This is a genomic window from Isoptericola haloaureus, from assembly GCF_036689775.1.
In the GTDB taxonomy this organism is placed as follows: Bacteria; Actinomycetota; Actinomycetes; order Actinomycetales; family Cellulomonadaceae; genus Isoptericola; species Isoptericola haloaureus.
Genome location: NZ_JBAGLP010000116.1, coordinates 125,219 through 142,090 on the forward strand (window position 1 = coordinate 125,219; position 16,872 = coordinate 142,090).

Annotated in this window: 16 protein-coding genes, 1 tRNA gene and 1 other RNA gene; 6 read left to right on the plus strand and 12 right to left on the minus strand. The window is 74.2% G+C overall.

Features of this window, described 5'->3' with window-relative positions:
- Window positions 1–98: 98 nt before the first annotated feature.
- On the minus strand, window positions 99–677 hold the full coding sequence (locus tag V5O49_RS06080) for a DUF5063 domain-containing protein (protein ID WP_332901451.1): 579 nt from the start codon (window positions 675–677) through the stop codon (window positions 99–101).
- Window positions 678–914: 237 nt separating this feature from the next.
- Between V5O49_RS06080 and V5O49_RS06085 the strand changes: the two genes are divergently transcribed.
- A complete protein-coding gene (locus V5O49_RS06085; RefSeq protein WP_332901452.1) occupies window positions 915–2,012 on the plus strand; it encodes a 3-keto-alpha-glucoside-1,2-lyase-like domain-containing protein in 1,098 nt (365 codons plus the stop codon).
- 17 nt (window positions 2,013–2,029) lie between these two features.
- Here V5O49_RS06085 and recR read toward each other — a convergent pair whose 3' ends face one another.
- Window positions 2,030–2,629 carry a recombination mediator RecR gene (gene recR / locus V5O49_RS06090; RefSeq protein WP_278235499.1) on the minus strand — a complete coding sequence of 200 codons (600 nt, stop codon included), beginning with the start codon at window positions 2,627–2,629 and terminating at the stop codon, window positions 2,030–2,032.
- 48 nt (window positions 2,630–2,677) lie between these two features.
- Here recR and V5O49_RS06095 point away from each other — a divergent pair, with 48 nt between their 5' ends.
- Window positions 2,678–3,211, plus strand: coding sequence for an NUDIX hydrolase (locus tag V5O49_RS06095; RefSeq protein ID WP_332901453.1), 534 nt, complete (start codon window positions 2,678–2,680; stop codon window positions 3,209–3,211).
- A gap of 16 nt (window positions 3,212–3,227) precedes the next feature.
- On the opposite strand, the gene V5O49_RS06100 is transcribed toward V5O49_RS06095, so the two are convergent.
- On the minus strand, window positions 3,228–4,058 hold the full coding sequence (locus V5O49_RS06100) for a CPBP family intramembrane glutamic endopeptidase (protein ID WP_332901454.1): 831 nt from the start codon (window positions 4,056–4,058) through the stop codon (window positions 3,228–3,230).
- Between the two features lie 180 nt (window positions 4,059–4,238).
- A complete protein-coding gene (locus V5O49_RS06105) occupies window positions 4,239–5,759 on the minus strand; it encodes a serine hydrolase domain-containing protein (protein WP_332901455.1) in 1,521 nt (506 codons plus the stop codon).
- Between the two features lie 90 nt (window positions 5,760–5,849).
- On the opposite strand from V5O49_RS06105, the gene V5O49_RS06110 reads away from it, so the two are divergent.
- Window positions 5,850–6,452 carry a sugar O-acetyltransferase gene (locus tag V5O49_RS06110; protein WP_332901456.1) on the plus strand — a complete coding sequence of 201 codons (603 nt, stop codon included), beginning with the start codon at window positions 5,850–5,852 and terminating at the stop codon, window positions 6,450–6,452.
- On the opposite strand, the gene V5O49_RS06115 is transcribed toward V5O49_RS06110, so the two are convergent.
- Both V5O49_RS06115 and V5O49_RS06120 read right to left on the minus strand, forming a co-directional pair.
- Window positions 6,428–6,862 carry an NUDIX hydrolase gene (locus V5O49_RS06115; RefSeq protein WP_332901457.1) on the minus strand — a complete coding sequence of 145 codons (435 nt, stop codon included), beginning with the start codon at window positions 6,860–6,862 and terminating at the stop codon, window positions 6,428–6,430. The genes V5O49_RS06110 and V5O49_RS06115 overlap by 25 nt on opposite strands.
- Window positions 6,859–9,675, minus strand: coding sequence for a DNA polymerase III subunit gamma and tau (locus V5O49_RS06120; protein WP_332901458.1), 2,817 nt, complete (start codon window positions 9,673–9,675; stop codon window positions 6,859–6,861). The genes V5O49_RS06115 and V5O49_RS06120 overlap by 4 nt, the downstream gene beginning before the upstream one ends.
- Before the next feature lie 111 nt (window positions 9,676–9,786).
- Here V5O49_RS06120 and V5O49_RS06125 point away from each other — a divergent pair, with 111 nt between their 5' ends.
- The gene (locus V5O49_RS06125; protein ID WP_332901459.1) at window positions 9,787–10,494 is read left to right on the plus strand and encodes a rhamnogalacturonan acetylesterase; all 708 of its coding nucleotides are present in this window, start codon (window positions 9,787–9,789) and stop codon (window positions 10,492–10,494) included.
- Window positions 10,495–10,507: 13 nt separating this feature from the next.
- On the opposite strand, the gene V5O49_RS06130 is transcribed toward V5O49_RS06125, so the two are convergent.
- A complete protein-coding gene (locus V5O49_RS06130) occupies window positions 10,508–11,371 on the minus strand; it encodes a LysR family transcriptional regulator (protein ID WP_332901460.1) in 864 nt (287 codons plus the stop codon).
- Window positions 11,372–11,450: 79 nt separating this feature from the next.
- Between V5O49_RS06130 and V5O49_RS06135 the strand changes: the two genes are divergently transcribed.
- Window positions 11,451–12,380 carry an EamA family transporter gene (locus V5O49_RS06135; protein ID WP_332901461.1) on the plus strand — a complete coding sequence of 310 codons (930 nt, stop codon included), beginning with the start codon at window positions 11,451–11,453 and terminating at the stop codon, window positions 12,378–12,380.
- On the opposite strand, the gene V5O49_RS06140 is transcribed toward V5O49_RS06135, so the two are convergent.
- From V5O49_RS06140 to ffs, 5 genes are all read right to left on the minus strand, one after another.
- Window positions 12,367–13,179, minus strand: a complete 813-nt coding sequence (locus V5O49_RS06140; protein WP_332901462.1) for a hypothetical protein — start codon at window positions 13,177–13,179, stop codon at window positions 12,367–12,369. The genes V5O49_RS06135 and V5O49_RS06140 overlap by 14 nt on opposite strands.
- A 40-nt stretch (window positions 13,180–13,219) precedes the next feature.
- Window positions 13,220–13,873: a methionine ABC transporter permease gene (locus tag V5O49_RS06145; RefSeq protein WP_278235509.1), complete on the minus strand. Its 654-nt coding sequence runs from the start codon at window positions 13,871–13,873 to the stop codon at window positions 13,220–13,222.
- A complete protein-coding gene (locus tag V5O49_RS06150; RefSeq protein WP_332901463.1) occupies window positions 13,870–14,964 on the minus strand; it encodes a methionine ABC transporter ATP-binding protein in 1,095 nt (364 codons plus the stop codon). The genes V5O49_RS06145 and V5O49_RS06150 overlap by 4 nt, the downstream gene beginning before the upstream one ends.
- Window positions 14,965–15,197: 233 nt before the next feature.
- Window positions 15,198–16,085, minus strand: a complete 888-nt coding sequence (locus V5O49_RS06155; protein WP_332901464.1) for a MetQ/NlpA family ABC transporter substrate-binding protein — start codon at window positions 16,083–16,085, stop codon at window positions 15,198–15,200.
- A gap of 399 nt (window positions 16,086–16,484) precedes the next feature.
- Window positions 16,485–16,581: signal recognition particle sRNA small type (ffs, locus tag V5O49_RS06160), an RNA gene on the minus strand.
- Window positions 16,582–16,748: 167 nt separating this feature from the next.
- On the opposite strand from ffs, the gene V5O49_RS06165 reads away from it, so the two are divergent.
- Window positions 16,749–16,833 (plus strand) — tRNA-Ser (locus V5O49_RS06165).
- The last annotated feature ends 39 nt before the right edge of the window (window positions 16,834–16,872 follow it).

The window sequence follows — 16,872 nt, forward strand, 5'->3', positions numbered from 1 at the left end:
TCCCGCCGCACGCTAGGACGCCCCGGTAGCGCGTCCGCGCCGTCGCGGTGAACTCCCCGTGACCGGCAGACGACGCGGTGCTGCTGACGCGGTGCTGCTCAGGAGTGCAGGGCGTCGTACTCCGCCTCGGCGGCGACGTCGGCCTCGACGTCCAGGCGCAGGTGCGCGAGCACCGACTGCAGCAGCCGCAGCGCCGAGGAGGCGCGCTCGCCCCAGCTCGACAGGTAGGAGAACTGCCACCACCACAGCCCCTCGAGCTCGTGGCCGTCGTCGAAGTGCTGCAGCCCCTTGGCGATCTCCTCGGTGACGCAGGCCAGGTCGCCGGAGAGCGAGGCCTGCCCCAGCTCGGTGCCGAGCACCGGGTCGACGACCTCGACGTAGTCGTCGAAGCCGTCGAACATCTGCGCCAGCGCGACGCGCAGCGGGTCGACGTCGGTCTCCCGCCCGGCGTCCGGCTCGAACCGCTGCACGGGCACGACGTCGACGATGGCCGCCAACCGTGCGCCGGCGGCCAGCAGGTCCGAGGTGGCCAGGATCAGCAGGGACAGCTCGGCGCCGGGGAACCCTCCCCCGGCGACCTGCGACGTGGTGGACAGGAAGGTGCGCGCCTGGGTCGACATCTGGTCGGCGACCTCGCGGAGCTCGGAGTCTGCGGAGATCTCTGACACGGTGCTCATCCGTCCTGTGGTCCCTGCCGCCGGTCGGTCTGCGCCCGGCGGACCGTCGTCCTGCGCCCCAGTCTCCACCGTCGAGGCGGCGGGGCGCCAGGCGAGCGGCGGCGACGGGCCGGCCGAGCGGGCTCGGCCGCCCGTCGTTGCCCACGGGCCGGGGGCCGCCTAGTGTCGAGGGCGCCGTCGTCGAGGAGGATGCCTGTGCGAGTGCCCCGACCCCGACTCCTCTGCGCGGCGGGCCTGGTGTGTCTCGTGCTCCCGGGCTGCGGACCGCCCGGCACCGGTGCACCGGCGGACGGCCCGCCCGGCGACTCGCCCGCGTCAGCGACCTCGGCCGACACCGGGTACTCCGAGGCCGAGCGATCCGACCTGACGGGCGCGGCCAGGTCGTCCGCCGAGCGCAACGGGTACTCCGGGTCAGGTTTCGTCGACGGCATCCGGGCCGTCGGGGACGGCGTCTCGTTCACCGTCACCACCGACGAGGCGGGTCCGCAGCCGGTGAACCTGCGCTACGCCAACGGTCCCACCCCGTTCGACGGGACCAAGACCGTCTCGGTCTCCGTGAACGGCAGCGCGGCGGAGCAGTGGGAGCTGCCCAGCACCGGCGACCAGGAGAGCTGGGACGTCGCCACGCGCGACCTCGTGCTGGAGGCCGGGTCCAACACCATCACGGTGCAGCGCGGTGCGGGCGACGACGGCCATGTCGCCCTCGACGTGCTCTCCCTCGGCGAGGACCCGGACCTGTGCTCCCCGGCGGAGCCCGACCCGGGCTACACCGCGCTGTTCGACGGCACGCTCGCGAGCTTCGACGACTGGCGCCTCGCCGGCGCGGGCTCGTTCGGCCGCCGGGACGACTGCACCCTGGAGACCACGGGCGGTCTGGGACTGCTCTGGCACACCGACGAGCTGGAGGGTCCCTACAGCCTCCGGCTCGAGTGGAAGCTGGTCGACGACGACAACGGCGGGGTCTTCGTCGGGTTCCCCGACCCGGGCGACGACCCCTGGATCGCCGTCGACCAGGGCTACGAGATCCAGATCGACGCCAGCGACGAGGCCGACCGCACCACCGGTGCGGTCTACACGTTCCAGGGAGCCGACCCGGGGGCCGTGGCCGACGCGCTGAACCCTGTGCCCGCGTGGAACGAGTACGACATCCGCGTCGCGGACGGCACCGTCCGGGTGTTCCTCAACGGGACGCTGGTCAACGACTTCACGGGCACCGACCCGGCACGGGACCTGTCCTCCGGGTTCGTGGGCGTGCAGAACCACGGTCCGGGCGACCGGGTCTCCTACCGGAACATCCAGGTCGGGCCGCTCGAGGACCCGCCGGACTCCCCATGACGCCGGGTCCTGCTCGGTCAGCTGCCGACGACGCGACGCCCCTCGAACGCGCGACCAAGGGTGACCTCGTCCGCGTACTCCAGGTCTCCCCCGACCGGCAGCCCGGACGCGAGGCGCGACACCGTCACACCCATCGGCCCGATGAGCCGTGAGAGGTACGTCGCCGTCGCCTCGCCCTCCACGTTCGGGTCGGTGGCGATGATCACCTCGGTGACCGCGCCGTCGGCCAGCCGGGACATGAGCTCGCTGATCCGCAGGTCGTCGGGCCCGACGTTCTCCAGCGGATTGATGGCCCCGCCGAGCACGTGGTACTTGCCGCGGAACTCCCGCGTGCGCTCGATGGCGACGACGTCCTTGGGTTCCTCGACGACGCAGATCACCTCGTCGCTGCGACGCGGGTCGGCGCACACCCGGCACGTCGCCGACTCGGCGACGTTCCCGCAGGTCTCGCAGAACTGCACGCGGGCCTTGACCTCGGTCAGGGCGTCCACGAGCCGCCGCACGTCGGCGGCGTCCGTGGCGAGCAGATGGAACGCGATGCGCTGCGCGCTCTTGGGCCCGACACCGGGCAGCCGGCCGAGCTCGTCGATCAGGTCCTGGACCGCACCTTCGTACACGCGCTCAGCCTACGGCGCGGCGGGGACATCTCCGGCATGATGCGAGTCATGGACTCCGACCCGGCCGACGAGACCGTCGCGCTGTTCGACGACGCCGGCGCTCCGTGCGGCACCGCCCCGCGCCACCGCGTGCGGTCCGAGAACCTGCGCCACGCGGCCACCGCCGTCGTCGTCCGCAACAGCGTGGGCGAGGTCTACGTGCACCGCCGCACGGACACCAAGGACGTCTACCCCGGGCGCTACGACTTCTGCGCCGGCGGGGTGCTGCACGCCGGCGAGTCCCCGCTGCAGTCCGCGCGCCGCGAGGTCGCCGAGGAGCTCGGCGTCGAGGGCGTGCCGCTGCTGCGGCTCGGCGAGCGCGACTACGCCGACGCTCACACCCGGTACCGAGCGTTCCTGTTCACCTGCACCTGGGACGGACCCGTGCGCTGGCAGCCCGAGGAGATCGCCTGGGGCCGGTGGGTGTCTCCACGCCGGCTCGTCGAGATGGTCGACGAGCTCGCGTTCGTGCCCGACTCGGTCGCGGTGCTGGACCGCTGGCTCGACGCCCTGCGTGCCGCCGGCTCGCGCGGCGCGGTCTGACGGTCCCGGCGACCGCTCAGGCCGTGCGGTAGGCGCCGTTCCTCGCGGCGTCGAAGCCGAGGCGCCCCTTGGTGACGACGACGAGCACGACCGCACCGGCCACGAGCGTGGCGCCGATGGCGACGTCGACCGCGAGGTTGTCCGCACGCAGCACGAGGTGGTCCAGAGCGGGCGTGAAGCTCCCGTGCAGCAGGATGCACAGCAGCACGCTGCCGGTGCGGTTGTAGAGCCACGTGTAGTAGAAGGCGAAGACCATCGGACCGACGAACCCGAGCCCGTAGAGGGGCAGGTGCCACACTCCCCAGACCAGGGCGAGGAGGCAGGTCGCGGCCAGCGGGGCGAAGCGCTCCTGCAGCCGGGGCAACGCGAACCCGCGCCAGCCGGGCTCCTCGAACCCGCCGCCGATCGTGGCCACGGCCAGGAACGTCATGAGGTAGGCGGGCAGCCGGTCCCCGAGCAGGGCGAGGTCGATCTCCTGGCCGACGATCGCCAGCTCGACGTTGACGATCGCGAACAGCAGGGCGGGCAGGCCGAGCGCGTAGAGGTAGTAGCGCAGCGGCACGCGCCACCGGACGATCTGCCGGGCCCACGGGCCCAGCGGCGCCCCGATGCGGCGGGTGACGAGCAGGGCCGAGACCGCCGGGCCCAGCCCGCCCACCACGAACAGCACCTGGGCGACGGCCCCGCCGGCACCGACCACGACGGGCACCCACAGCGTCCAGGAGATCGCGTAGGCGAGCACCACGAAGGCGGCCACCGGGTGCGCCGCGGCCCAGCCGGTCAGCCCGCGCGGCCGGTCGTCGACGGTCCCGGCGGGCGGCCGGTGCTCGGCGTCCTGCGTCGACATGGTGCTCCCCCTCGGACGGGTGGGTCGTCACCGGGACTCGCCGTCCCCAGTGCTGGTCCTCCCAGCCAATCCCCGTGCTCACCCACGCCGGTAGGGGCCAACGGCCCCCGTCGTCGGGACTCCTGACACCCCAGCCGTCCGGACCGGGGCCCGCGGGGCGGGGACACCGTCCCCGTCAGGTCACACCCCGGCGCCCGCACCGAGCCCGGTGGCGCGCAGCAGATCGGTCCGGCCGAACGACACCGGCTGGTCGGCCGCCACCTCCACCCAGCGGCCCTCGCCGTCGCCGCCGAAGGCCAGCCGGACCTCGAGGACGAACGGCGTGCCGCGGCGGACCAGGCGCAGCGTCAGCTCGTGCGCCCCGGTCCAGGCGGCAGCCCCGGCCACGGCGACCTCCTCGCCGGGCTCGAGCCCGGCCCGCCCGGTCACCCAGCGCCCGGTGCCGCACCGCACGGTGCGCGCCGCACCACCGGCGTCGGCCTCCCAGGTCAGGGCGAGCTCGTCGTCGACACGGTCCACCGAGATCGCGTGCCAGTGCAGGAGCGGCCCGCCGGGGCTCGCGGCGTCGTGCCCGGACTCGGGCGTCAGCACGAACCGGGAACCCCGCACGAAGTCCTCGAGCACGACGTGCGCGCGCCCTTCCGGCACGGCGACCGCGAGGTCGTCCGGGGCGAACGACGTCGGACCGTCCCCGGCGTCGGACGCCCCGACGCCCGTCCCGGCGCCCGGCACCGGGCCGAACGCACCACCGAGCGTGTCCCAGATCGCGTCGAGCTCGGCGGCGGTGTCCGTCGTCCCGCTGGTCAGCACGACCACGGCGTCGTGCTCGGGCCAGACGACGGCGAACTGCCCGAAGGCGCCGTCGGCCCGGGAGGCGCCGTGCCGGCACCGCCAGAACTGGTAGCCGTACCCCTGCTCCCAGTCGGGCTTCTCGTCCGGGCCGTTGTCCACCTGGGCGGAGGTCATCTCGTCGACCCACGCGGCCGGGACGAGCTGCTGGTCGCCCCACCGGCCGCGCTGCAGCCAGAGCTGGCCGAGCGACGCGAGGTCCTCGGTGGTCAGGGACAGCCCGTACCCACCGACGTCGATGCCCTGCTCGCACTGCTCCCAGGTGGCGCCCGAGATGCCCAACGGGTCGAGCAGCCGCGGGGTCAACCAGTCCAGCAGCCGCTCCCCGGTGAGCCGGTGCAGGATCGCCGAGAGCAGGTAGGTCGCCCCGGTGTTGTAGACGAACCGGGTGCCCGGGGCGTGGACCACCGGGGACGCGAGGATGTCCCGCGCCCAGCTGTCGCCCGGGCGGTGGAGGTTGCGCAGCGTGAAGTTCATCGTGTCGGTGCCGTGCCCGCTGGTCATCGTCAGCAGGTGCCGCACCGTCATCGCCGCCAGGTGCTCGTCCGGGTCCGACGGCGCGTCGTCGGGCAGCAGGTCGACGACCCGGTCGTCGATGCTCAGCAGACCCTCGTCCACGGCCATCCCGACCGCGGTGGCGGTGACCGCCTTGGACACGGAGAACATCTGGTGCGGCTCGTCCGGGGCGAACGGGTCCCACCACGCCTCGGCGACCACGTGGCCGTGCCGCAGCACCATGAGGCTGTGCACGTCGCGAACCTGGTCGAGCGCGGCGACCAGCCGCCGCAGGGACTCCGGGTCGACGCCCTGGGACGCCGGGGTGGCACGGGGCAGGCGGTACGTCGTCGTCACGGACCCCACTCTGCCAGGCCGCGGGCGGGTCACGCTCCGGTCCCGGCACGCACCGCGCGTCGGTAGTCTCAGGACGTCGAAGGGAGCCCGATGGACCTCAGCGCGCAGCGCCGGCACCTCCGCACCGGGGCGATGTACGACGACACGACCGACGAGCTCGTGCAGGCCCGGGAACGCGCCGTGCTGGCCACGGACGCCTACAACGCCGCCTTCGGCCGACCGGTCGCCGAACGGCTCGCCCTGCTGCGCGAGCTCGTCGACCGGGCCGGCGAGAACGCCCACTTCGAGCCGACGTTCCGCTGCGAGTTCGGTGACGGCATCCGCCTCGGCGACAACTTCTACGCGAACTTCGACTGCGTGATGCTCGACGGCGGCGGCATCACGATCGGCGACGACGTGCTCCTCGGGCCGCGCGTCGGCATCTACACCTCGAACCACGCCCTGGACCCGCGCGAGCGGGCGGCCGGGGCGTGCTACGCCCGGCCGGTGCGGATCGGCGACGGCGTCTGGATCGGGGGCGGGGTCACGGTCAACCCCGGGGTGACGATCGGCGACGGTGCCGTGATCGGCTCGGGCAGCGTCGTCACGCGCGACGTGCCCGCCCGCACCGTCGCGGTCGGGAACCCCGCCCGTGTCGTGCGCGAGATCACCGCGGCCGACCGCACCGGCTACCTCGACGGCGTCCCGGGCTGATCCGCGCCGAAGCGGGCGATCAGCGCCCGCGACAACGGCGCCAGCGGGTACGGGGTCACCGGGTGCTCCGGGTCGATCCACCTCACCTCGGCCAGCTCCGCCAGCGGTTCCGGCTCGAAGCCCGGCGGCAGCTCGACCTCGAACGCGTGGGCGTCGACCACGTGGTCCGGCTCGTTCGCGGCGACCGCGTGGTGGTGGCCGAGCGCCCGCACCCGCGACGGGTCGACCTCCAGGCCGATCTCCTCGTGGCACTCGCGCACCAAGGCGTCCCGAGGGCTCTCCCCGGGCTCGATCTTGCCACCCACCTGGATGAACGTCTCCGTGTGCCGCTTGCGCACCACGAGCCACCGGCCGTCGCGCTGGACGACGACGGAGACGATGTACAGGGTGGTGGTCGCCGAGGCCGTCACGCGCCGTCCGTCGTCTCGTCGATGACCGTGCCGTCGAGCATCTTGACCACGAGCGGGACGCCGACCAGGCCCGACGACACCAGCTCCGGGTCGCTGTCCGAGGCGTCGTCGTAGCCGTCGGTGGCAGGTGGTGCCGTGTCAGGTGCCGACGCCGTCTCCTGCGGCGCCGAGCGCATCCGGTGCGGCCACGGGTCCGGTTCCGCCGCGGGAGCCGGGGCGTCCGCCGACGCCGTGGAGGGCGACGACGGCGCCGGAGAGGGGGGCGTCGACGGTGCGGGCGCGGCCGGGGACCCCGTGGCCTCCGACGGCGGCTGCGGCGGGGCGACCGTCGCGGTGACCGCGCGGACGGGCTCCGGGCGGGCCGGTGCGCGGCCGGGCGCGGCGGAGGCGGCGGACGCCGCGCTCTGCGAGGTCGCGGCCGAGGCCCCGGCGAGCCAGGCAGCGTCGGCCGCGTCGGCGGCCGCGGTGTCGGGCGCCGCGTCGGCCAGCGCGGTGTCGGGCGCTGCGTCGGGCGACGGCCCGGGCGCGGGCTCGAGCGCCGCGTCAGCCGGCGCGGTGTCGACGCGCTCGGCGACGGCCAGGCCGCCCTGTCCCGCCGAGGCGGCGGAGACCTGCGACGCCGCAGCGTGCCCGCCACCGTGCGGCCCGTGCGAGGCACCCCGCGACGGCTCCGGAGCGGACGGCCGGTCGGGCGGAGGCTCGCGACGCGGACCGGACGCGGACGTCGGCCCCGACGTCGGCGGGTCGGCCGGCCCGGGCGCCCCGACGGTCACCTCGATCTGGGCCCGCAGACCCAGCGTCTGGTAGACAGCCTCGGCGAACGCCTCGGTGTGCCGCGGCTGGGAGAAGTTCCGCGCCAGCCCCTCGGTCTGGAAGCTGAGCTGGAGCCGGTCCCCGGACAGCGCACCGATCTGGGCGTTCTGCTCGACCAGGGCCCGCGTCACGGGGCTGCCGAGGTTGGCGACGATCTCCTCCCACCGGCGGCGCAGGTCCTCCGCCGTCGGACCGCTCGCACTCGCCGGCTCCGGGGTGTGCCCGGTCGGCGACGCGGACGCCGGCGGTGCTGCGGGGCGCGGGTCCTGAGGTTCCGACGCCGGGGCCGCGGGCTCCACGGGTTCCGGCGCCGAGTCCTCGGGCGCTTCGACCGGAGGCTCCGCGGCCGGAGGCTCCTCGGCCGTGGGCTCCTGAACCGGAGGCTCCTCGGCCGTGGGCTCCGCGGCCGCGTGCTCTGCGGCGTCGGGCTCGGCGTCCGGGCCGACGGCGGGCGCTGCCGGCACCACGGCGTCCTCGACCGGCGCGTACGGCTCGGGTGCCGACGTCGGCTCGGCCTCGGTGTCCGCCTCGGCCCCGGCCTCCGGGGCGGGCTGGGACACGGCCACCGACGGCGGTGCGGGGTCGGACGCCGACGGTGCCGGCTCCGTCGTCGCCTGCGGTGCCGGCTCGGGCGGCGCGGCGGGGGTCTGCGCCGGCGGGGAGACCTCTGCCACCGGCCGACGACTCCGTGCCAGGGCGGCCCGGGCCGCGGCAGCGCCGGACAGCCCCGACGTCCCGGACGCGGCGGCTGCCGGCTCGGCGGCAGCCTGCTCCTCGGCACCGTCGGCGGGTGCCGCCGTCGTGCCCGGCGCCGCACCGACGGGGCCGGCCGCGACCGCCCCGCGCTCGAGCCGGTCGAGGCGGGCGGCGAGACCCTCCGTGCCGTCGTCGGCGCCCGGCAGCAGCAGGCGGGCGCACAGCAGCTCGAGGTGCAGCCGGGGCGAGGTGGCGCCGGTCATCTCGGTCAGGGCGGTGTTGACCAGGTCCGCGGCGCGGGAGAGCTCCGAGAAGCCGAGGTGGGCGGCCTGGTGGCGCATCCGCTCGAGCTGGTCCGCGGGCAGGTCGCGCAGCACGGCGTCGGCGGCCTCGCCGGAGACCGCGATGACGATGAGGTCGCGCAGCCGTTCCAGGACGTCCTCGACGAACCGGCGCGGCTCGTGACCCGTGGCGATGACGTGGTCGATCACGCGGAAGATCGAGGCGCCGTCACGGGCGGCGATCCCGTCCACGACGTCGTCCAGCAGCGTCGCGTGGGTGAAGCCGAGCAGGCTCACCGCGAGGTCGTACTCGACCGTGCCGGACGACCCGGCGATGAGCTGGTCCAGCACCGAGAGGGTGTCGCGCACCGATCCCCCGCCGGCCCGCGTGACCAGCGGCACCACCCCGGCGCCGAGCTCGATGCCCTCGGCCGCGCAGAGCTGCTCGAGGTACGGCCCGAGCACGTCCGGCGGGACCAGGCGGAACGGGTAGTGGTGGGTGCGCGAGCGGATCGTGCCGATGACCTTGTCCGGCTCCGTCGTCGCGAACACGAACTTGATGTGCTCCGGCGGCTCCTCGACGATCTTGAGCAGCGCGTTGAAGCCGTGCGAGGTCACCATGTGGGCCTCGTCGAGCACGAAGATCTTGTACCGGTCCCGGGCGGGGGCGAAGGTGGCGCGCTCGCGCAGGTCACGGGCGTCGTCGACGCCGTTGTGGCTGGCGGCGTCGATCTCGACGACGTCGAGGGAGCCGGGACCGCCGCGGGCCAGCTCCACGCACGAGGGGCACTCGCCGCACGGGGTGTCGAGCGGCTTCTCGGGGGTGTTGCGGTGGCAGTTGAGCGTGCGCGCCAGGATCCGCGCGGACGTCGTCTTGCCGCAACCGCGCGGCCCGGAGAAGAGGTAGGCGTGGTTGGCGCGACCGGTGCGCAGCGCCTGCCGCAGGGGCGCGGTGACGTGGTCCTGGCCGATCACCTCGGCGAACGTCTCGGGCCGGTAGCGGCGGTACAGAGCGGTGGTCACCCCTGCAACTCTAGACGTCGGGGCCGACAGGAACATCCCGCCCGGCGGGCGTTGACCGGGGGCGCGGGCGAGGCTACGGTTTAATCGATTCAACGCTGATCCGGAGGACCGATGACGATCCATCTCGCCGGCGACTCGACCGTCGCCCCCACCGACCACGGCGCCACCTCGGGCCACCCGGAGATCCCGCTGCTGGGCTGGGGGGACGAGCTCGTCCCGCTCGTCGCGGACGACGTGCACAACGCCGCGATCGGCGGGGCCACGACGAAGTCGTTCCGCGACGAGGGCCACTGGGCGCGCGTGATCGGCGCCGTGCGCCCCGGGGACACCGTGATCATCCAGTTCGGGCACAACGACCAGAAGGAGCCCGACGAGCTCGCCGCGGACGGCGGGTACCGGCGTCGGCTCGACGAGTTCGTCACCGAGGTGCGGGCGCTCGGGGCCCGACCGGTCCTCGCCACGAGCGTCGAGCGCCGGTGGTTCGCCGACGACGGTTCGCTGCGCTGGTCCCACGGCGCCTACCCGGCGACCGTGCGGGCCCTGGCCGCCGAGCGGGACGTCCCGCTCATCGAGCTGACGGTGTTCACGCGCTGGCTGTACACGTGGCTCGGGGTCGAGGCGTCGGCCGCGCTGTTCCCGCACGGCGCAGCCGCCGCGGCCGGTCTCGAGGTGCCGGACGCCATGCGACAGGACAACACCCACTTCACGACGGCCGGCGCGCGGTACGTGGCGCAGTACGTCGCCGAGGCGCTGGTCTCCCTCGACGGCGTGCACGACGCCGAGACGCCCGTGGGGCTGGAGATCGCCGCGCGGGGGTGACCCCCGGGCGACGTCAGGGCACGAGGTCCAGGAACGCCAGCGCCGCCGGGCTCGGGTTGAGGTCGTCGCACACGACGTACTGGACCCGCTGCGGGCCGCGCGTCACGCGGACGGCCGTCACGCCGTCGGCGCCCGCCACCAGCGGCTCGGACAGCATCGCCACGGCGAGGCCCTCGCGGACCAGTCCGAGGAGCAGGTCGGTGGTCGGCACCTCGAAGGCCACCTCGCGCCGCAGGCCGGCCGCGGAGAACGCCCGGTCGCTCTGCGCCCGGCCCGGCGACCCGGTCGGGAAGTCCGCGAAGGTCTCGTCAGCGAGCCGCGCGAGGCCGGTCCGCTGACGCCCCGCGAGCGGGTGGTCCGACGCGACGGCCGCCACCAGCCGCTCACGGACGAGCTCGCGGTGCCGGACGCCCGACGGCGGTTCCCCCTGAGCCAGCCCCAGCACCGCGACGTCGGTCTCGCCCGCCCGCACCGCGGCCACGAGCTCGACGCTGGAATCCACCCGCAGGGACACCCCGACCTGCGGGTGCGCCTCCCGGAAGCGCCGCAGGACCGTCGGGAGGTCGAACGCGGTCACCGACGGGATGATGCCGAGCCGCAGCGTGCCGCGGACCTGGCCGACAGCAGCGGCGGCGTCGGCGCCCGCCCGGTCCGCCGCCTCCAGCGCGCGTCGCGCCGACGGCAGGAACGCCTCCCCCGCCGCGGTGATCTCGACCCGGCGGCTCGTGCGGGCGAACAGCCGCACCCCGAGCTCGCGCTCCAGCGCGGCCACCTGGTGGCTCAGCGCGGACTGCACCACGAAGCACCGCTCGGCGGCCCGGGTGAAGCTGCCCGTCTCCGCGACGGCCAGGACGTAGCGCATCTGCTGGAGCTCCATCGATCAATCGTCATCCACGATCGATGGCATGACAAGCATGTGTTGGACTCATGAGTACGTGGCACCGCACCGTGGATCCATGACCACCACCGCTCCGGCGTCACCCGCGACGGCGCCTCCTCACCCTCCGGCCGCGGCGCACGTCAGCACGGTCGCCCTGACCGCGATCACACCGGTCGTGTGGGGCACCACCTACCTGGTGACCACCGAGCTGCTCCCTCCGGGGCACCCGCTGTTCGCCGCCGTCGCGCGCGCCCTGCCCGCCGGGCTGCTCGCCCTCGCGATCGCGCGGACGCTGCCGCGCGGATCCTGGTGGTGGCGGGCAGCGGTCCTCGGCGTGCTGAACATCGGGGCGTTCTTCCCGCTGCTCTTCGTCGCCGCCGAACGCCTGCCCGGCGGGGGCGCCGCGACGCTCGGCGCCGCCCAACCGCTGGTCGCGACCGTCCTGGCCGTCGTCGTCCTCGGCGACCGGTGGTCCGTGTGGCGCCTCGCCTGGGGCGTCGTCGGGGTGCTCGGGGTCGGGCTGGTGGTGCTCGGACCGGACGCCGCCCTCGACCCGGTCGGTCTCGCCGCGGGCGTCGGCGGCGCCGGCGTCATGGCGCTCGGCGTCACGCTGACCAAGAGGTGGGGCCCCCCGCCGGGCGTCGGGGCGACGGGGTTCGCCGGGTGGCTGCTCACCGCGGGCGGGCTGGCCCTGGTGCCGTTCGCGCTGCTCGAGGGCGGGGTGCCGGCGGGCATCGACGCCCCGGCGCTCGGCGGCTACCTCTGGCTCGGGATCGTCGGCGGACTCGTGGCGTACACGCTGTGGTTCTCCGGCATCCGCCGGCTCTCCGTCGTGGCGGTGGCGTTCCTCGGGCTCCTGTCCCCGCTGACCGCCGCCGTCCTCGGTGCCGGGGTGCTCGGGGAGTCGATGGGCCCGGCCCAGCTCGCCGGGTTCGGCCTGGCGATGCTGGCGCTGGTCGCGGGGCAGCTCGTCCCGCGTCGGCAGCGGGTCGTCAGTGCGTCGTGACGGGCCGCAGGTAGAGGTAGGGCCCGCAGCCGCCCTCACCCGGCTCGAGCAGGATGCGGTCGAAGCCGGAGTACCGCCACGCCGGCTCGTCGTCGGGCGCGATCCCGACGACGCAGTCCCGGGACTGTCGTACCCCGACCGCGGCGACGAGCTCCTCGGAGCCCTCCTCCACCGCGACGTCGACGAACTCCGGGAACGCGCCGCGCAGGGCCGCCTCCGCGGCCCGCGGGCCGGCTCCGTCCGGGAGCCCGTCCAGGACCTGGAGGACCGTCGCCTCGGCGTCCGGACCGAGGGAGGGCAGCGGTGTCGGGTCGGGGGGCACCCGTCCGTGCAGCTCGCTCGGGCAGCCGAACTCGTCCCGCGAGGCACGGCCGTCGTGGTCGTGCGCGTGCACGACGAAGCGCCAGCACGTCACCGCCATCCCCTCCGTGCGCCCGGCGTCGAACCACCCGCCCTCCATGCCCCCGACCCGGACCGGGATCGCCATCTCCACGACCGCACCGTCCGCGGTTCCGGAGTCCCCGCTCCAGCCCAGCAGGACCACCGTCCCCCGGGTCTCCTCCCGCGCCCGTGCCGCCAGGTTCTCGGCGTCGACCGGTGAGGATCCGCGTGGTTCGAGGATCTCCGCGATCTCGTCGGCGCGGTCGCGCCCCAGGTCCTGGGCGAGCCGATCACCGTTCTCCGGCACGTTGACGTGGTGGAGGATCAGGAACAACAGCACCGCGGCCAGCGCCACGACGATCGCGGCGCCGACGCCCACGACCTTGAGGAGACCGGCAAGGACGGAGCGGCTCGACATCGACACGCCACCAGATCCTGCCAGCCCGCACGTCTCGGCGTCAGCGCCGCAACGCCCGCCTCGCCAGGGAGTTCCCCAGCCACTGCACCAGCTGGACGATGACGATGATGATCACCACGACCAGCGCCGTCAGCGCCCAGTCGTACTGCCGGTAGCCGTACACGATGGCGAAGTCGCCCAGGCCACCGGCACCCAGGTACCCGGCGATCGCGGACATGTCGAGCACCCCGACGAACAGGAAGGTGTAGCCGAGGATCAGCGGGGACAGCGCCTCGGGGACGACGACGGTGCGCACGATCCGCAACGGCGAGGCGCCCATCGCCCGGGCCGCCTCGATGACGCCGGGGTCGATCGAGACGAGGTTCTGCTCCACCAGCCGCGCGAACACGAACGACGCCATGACGCACATCGCGAACGTGAACGCCCCGGTCCCGATCGTCGTCCCGACCACGGCGCGGGTCACGGGGCCCAGCGCCACGAGGAAGATGATGAACGGGATCGGTCGCACGACGTTGACGGCCACGTTCAGCACCGCGAACACGCCGCGGTGCTCCAGCAGGTTGCCGGGCCGCGTCAGGTAGAGCCCGAGGCCGAGCGCGAGCCCGCAGACACCGCCCACGGCCAGGGTGATGAGCACCATGAAGACGGTCTCGCCGAACGCCTGCCACAGCACGGGCACGAGGTCGGGGTTCATCGGTCGCTCCTGTCGGCGGCGGGTCGGGTGGCGGTGCCGTGATCGACGACGGTCGTGGCCGCCCGCAGGCCGTCCAACGAGGCCCGCACCGCGGCGTCGTCCCCGACGAGCTCGAGCGTGAGCGAGCCGTAGGGGCGCTCGGCGACCTCGGTGATGCCGCCGTAGACGATCGTGCCGTCCACACCGTGCTCGGCCAGGACCCGCGTGACCTGCGCGGACGACCCGGCCACCTCGTCGATCCGGACCGTGACGACCCGGCCGGGATGGCGCTCGCGCAGCCGGTCCAGCACGGCCGGCGACGGCACGTCCCGCAGCGCCGAGGCGACGAACCGGCGCGTGACCGGGTGCTGCGGTGCGCTGAACACCCGGTAGGCGTCGCCCAGCTCGACCACGCGACCGGCCTCCATGACGGCGACCCGGTGGCAGATCGAGCGCACGACCTCCATCTCGTGGGTGATCACCACGACCGTGATGCCGAGCTCGCGGTTGACGCGCTGCAGCAGGGCGAGCACGTCCGCCGTCGTCTCCGGGTCGAGCGCGCTGGTGGCCTCGTCCGCCAGCAGGACCCGGGGGCTGGTCGCCAGCGCCCGGGCGATGCCGACGCGCTGCTTCTGGCCGCCGGACAGCTGCGCGGGGTGGACGTGGGCCTTGTCGCCGATGCCGACGAAGTCGAGCAGCTCGCGCACCCGGGCGTCCCGGTCGGCGCGCGACCAGCCGGCGACCTCCAGCGGGTAGGCGACGTTCCCGGCGACGGTCCGGGAGGCCAGCAGGTTGAACTGCTGGAAGATCATGCCGATCCCGGCGCGGACAGGACGCAGCCGTGCCTCGCTCAGCCCCGTCAGATCGGTGCCGTCGACGACGACGGAACCCGCCGTCGTCGTCTCCAGGGCGTTGACCAGCCGCACGAGGGTGGACTTGCCGGCTCCGGAGTAGCCGATGACGCCGAAGATCTCGCCGGCGGCGACGTCGAGCGTGACGCCGTCGACGGCGCGGACGGGGGCGCCGCGTCGTCCGCGTCGCCGGCGACGGGGCCCGCGGGCGGCGGGGAACTCCTTGACCGCGTCGCGGAAGCTGATGATCGGCTCGCTCACGGCACTCCTTTCATGGACGAGGTAGGCACCTTCTCGCCGAGGTAGGCGAGGCTCCGGCGAGGTAGGCACCCCCGGGCCGAGGTAGGCGAGGCTCCGGCGAGGTAGGCAAGTTCCCGCGCAGGTAGGCAACCTCGCCGGGCAAGAAGTTGCCTACCTCGGCAGATCGTTGCCTACCTGGGCAGATCGTTGCCTACCTGGGCAGAAGGTTGCCTACCTCGGCGGGGGTGACGGGATCACTCGGCGGCGAGGTTGGTCTCGATGTCGTCGAGGATCGCCTGCAGGTCGGCCGGGTCGTTGTCCTTGATCACACCCGTGCCGCCGGAGGCCTCCAGGACCTGGGCCTCGATCTCGGGCGAGTGGTAGATGTCCACGAGCCGGGCCAGCGTCTCGTCCTCGGCGTCGGCGGACCGGGCCACCCAGACGTTGATGTACGGCTCGGCCGCCGCGGAGTCCGGGTCGTCGGTGAAGATCGCGTCGTCCTCGGCCAGGCCGGCGTCGCCCACGAAGTCGTTGTTGATGATCGAGGCGTCGACGTCCGCCAGGGCGATCGCGGTCTGCGCCGCGTCGACCGGGGTCACCGACACGCGGGACTCCTCGGCGACCACGTCGGCCGGCGTGGAGAACGAGTTCCCGCCCTCGCGCAGGGTGAGCAGCCCGGCGTCCTGCAGCACGAGCAGCGCCCGGGCCTGGTTCGTCTCGTCGTTGGGGATCGCGACCTGGCCGCCGTCCGGGATCTCCTCGAGGCTCGCGTGGGCGGTCGAGTACAGACCCAGCGGGTAGACGGCGGTGGCGCCGATCGGGGTGAGGTCGTCGCCGCGCGCCACGTTGTAGCCGGCGAGGAACTGCAGGTGCTGGAACTGGTTGAGGTCGAGGTCGCCGTCGGACAGCCCCTGGTTGGGGAGCTGGTAGTCGGAGAAGTTCACGATCTCGACCTCGATGCCCTCGGCCGCGGCGGCCTCGGCGAACGTGTCCCAGTAGGCCTCGCCGGCGGAGACGACGCCGATGCGGACGGGGTCCTCGGCGGTACCGCTCGCGGTCGCGGCGGCGTCGCCGGAGCAGGCGGCCAGGGCCAGGACGGAGACGGCGGCGCCGGTGGCGAGCAGGGTGGAGCGCAGGGTCATGGCAGGGGTCCTTCCGGGCGGGTGCGCACGGCGGCAGGTCTCGCCGTGGCGCAGGGAGCTGAGAGGTGGGGTGGCAGGTCGCGGCCATCAGCGCACGACGGGCCCGGGTGTCGTCAGCGGGGGACGACGGCGGGGTGCTGGTCGGTCAGCGACCGCACATTCGCGTGGCGGGCATCGCGGCGGCGCACATGACGCCGCGCAGGGTGGTCTGCGCGGTGCGGGGTGCGGCGGGAGCGATGCGGTGCATGCGAGGAGAAGACCATCCGGCGGGGCTCGGCACCAACTCCGCGGCCATGAAATCTTGCGATCCGGACGCAATATGTCTTACCTGGCGAGAAACGCCTGGTCAGCGGGGATGGAGTCGCCGCTCACATCGGGCCGACGCACCGGCCCGGGGCAGCAAAGGACCCCTCGCGCACCCGCCAGAGCTCACCTACCCTTGCTGCCTTCCGGCCCTGGGGGAGTTCAGCGAGATGACGCCGCACGAGGGGTCTGCACCCAGCCTAACCGAGACATGCCCTCACCTCGAAACCGTGCCGCCGGACCGCCGGAGGGGTCGCGCACCTCACACCGGCCCGATTCGGAGACTGGGCACTCCGTCCGCTATTCTGCTGGGGTTGCCCGGCGCCGATGTGCACATCGGACCGCCAGGCAGCGCCACGAGGAGGATTCGCCTAGCGGCCTATGGCGCACGCTTGGAAAGCGTGTTGGGTTCACGCCCTCGGGGGTTCGAATCCCCCATCCTCCGCCGGTCCGAGGGGTCCGCACCAACTGGGTGCGGGCCCCT

Excerpts from the sequence above, each read along its gene's own strand:
- V5O49_RS06135 (WP_332901461.1), top strand. The coding sequence starts at position 11,451 with ATGACCACCACCGCTCCGGCGTCACCCGCGACGGCGCCTCCTCACCCT.
- V5O49_RS06095 (WP_332901453.1), top strand. The coding sequence starts at position 2,678 with ATGGACTCCGACCCGGCCGACGAGACCGTCGCGCTGTTCGACGACGCC.
- V5O49_RS06130 (WP_332901460.1), bottom strand. The coding sequence starts at position 11,371 with ATGGAGCTCCAGCAGATGCGCTACGTCCTGGCCGTCGCGGAGACGGGC.
- V5O49_RS06140 (WP_332901462.1), bottom strand. The coding sequence starts at position 13,179 with ATGTCGAGCCGCTCCGTCCTTGCCGGTCTCCTCAAGGTCGTGGGCGTC.
- V5O49_RS06145 (WP_278235509.1), bottom strand. The coding sequence starts at position 13,873 with ATGAACCCCGACCTCGTGCCCGTGCTGTGGCAGGCGTTCGGCGAGACC.
- V5O49_RS06155 (WP_332901464.1), bottom strand. The coding sequence starts at position 16,085 with ATGACCCTGCGCTCCACCCTGCTCGCCACCGGCGCCGCCGTCTCCGTC.
- V5O49_RS06080 (WP_332901451.1), bottom strand. The coding sequence starts at position 677 with ATGAGCACCGTGTCAGAGATCTCCGCAGACTCCGAGCTCCGCGAGGTC.
- V5O49_RS06125 (WP_332901459.1), top strand. The coding sequence starts at position 9,787 with ATGACGATCCATCTCGCCGGCGACTCGACCGTCGCCCCCACCGACCAC.
- V5O49_RS06100 (WP_332901454.1), bottom strand. The coding sequence starts at position 4,058 with ATGTCGACGCAGGACGCCGAGCACCGGCCGCCCGCCGGGACCGTCGAC.
- V5O49_RS06110 (WP_332901456.1), top strand. The coding sequence starts at position 5,850 with ATGGACCTCAGCGCGCAGCGCCGGCACCTCCGCACCGGGGCGATGTAC.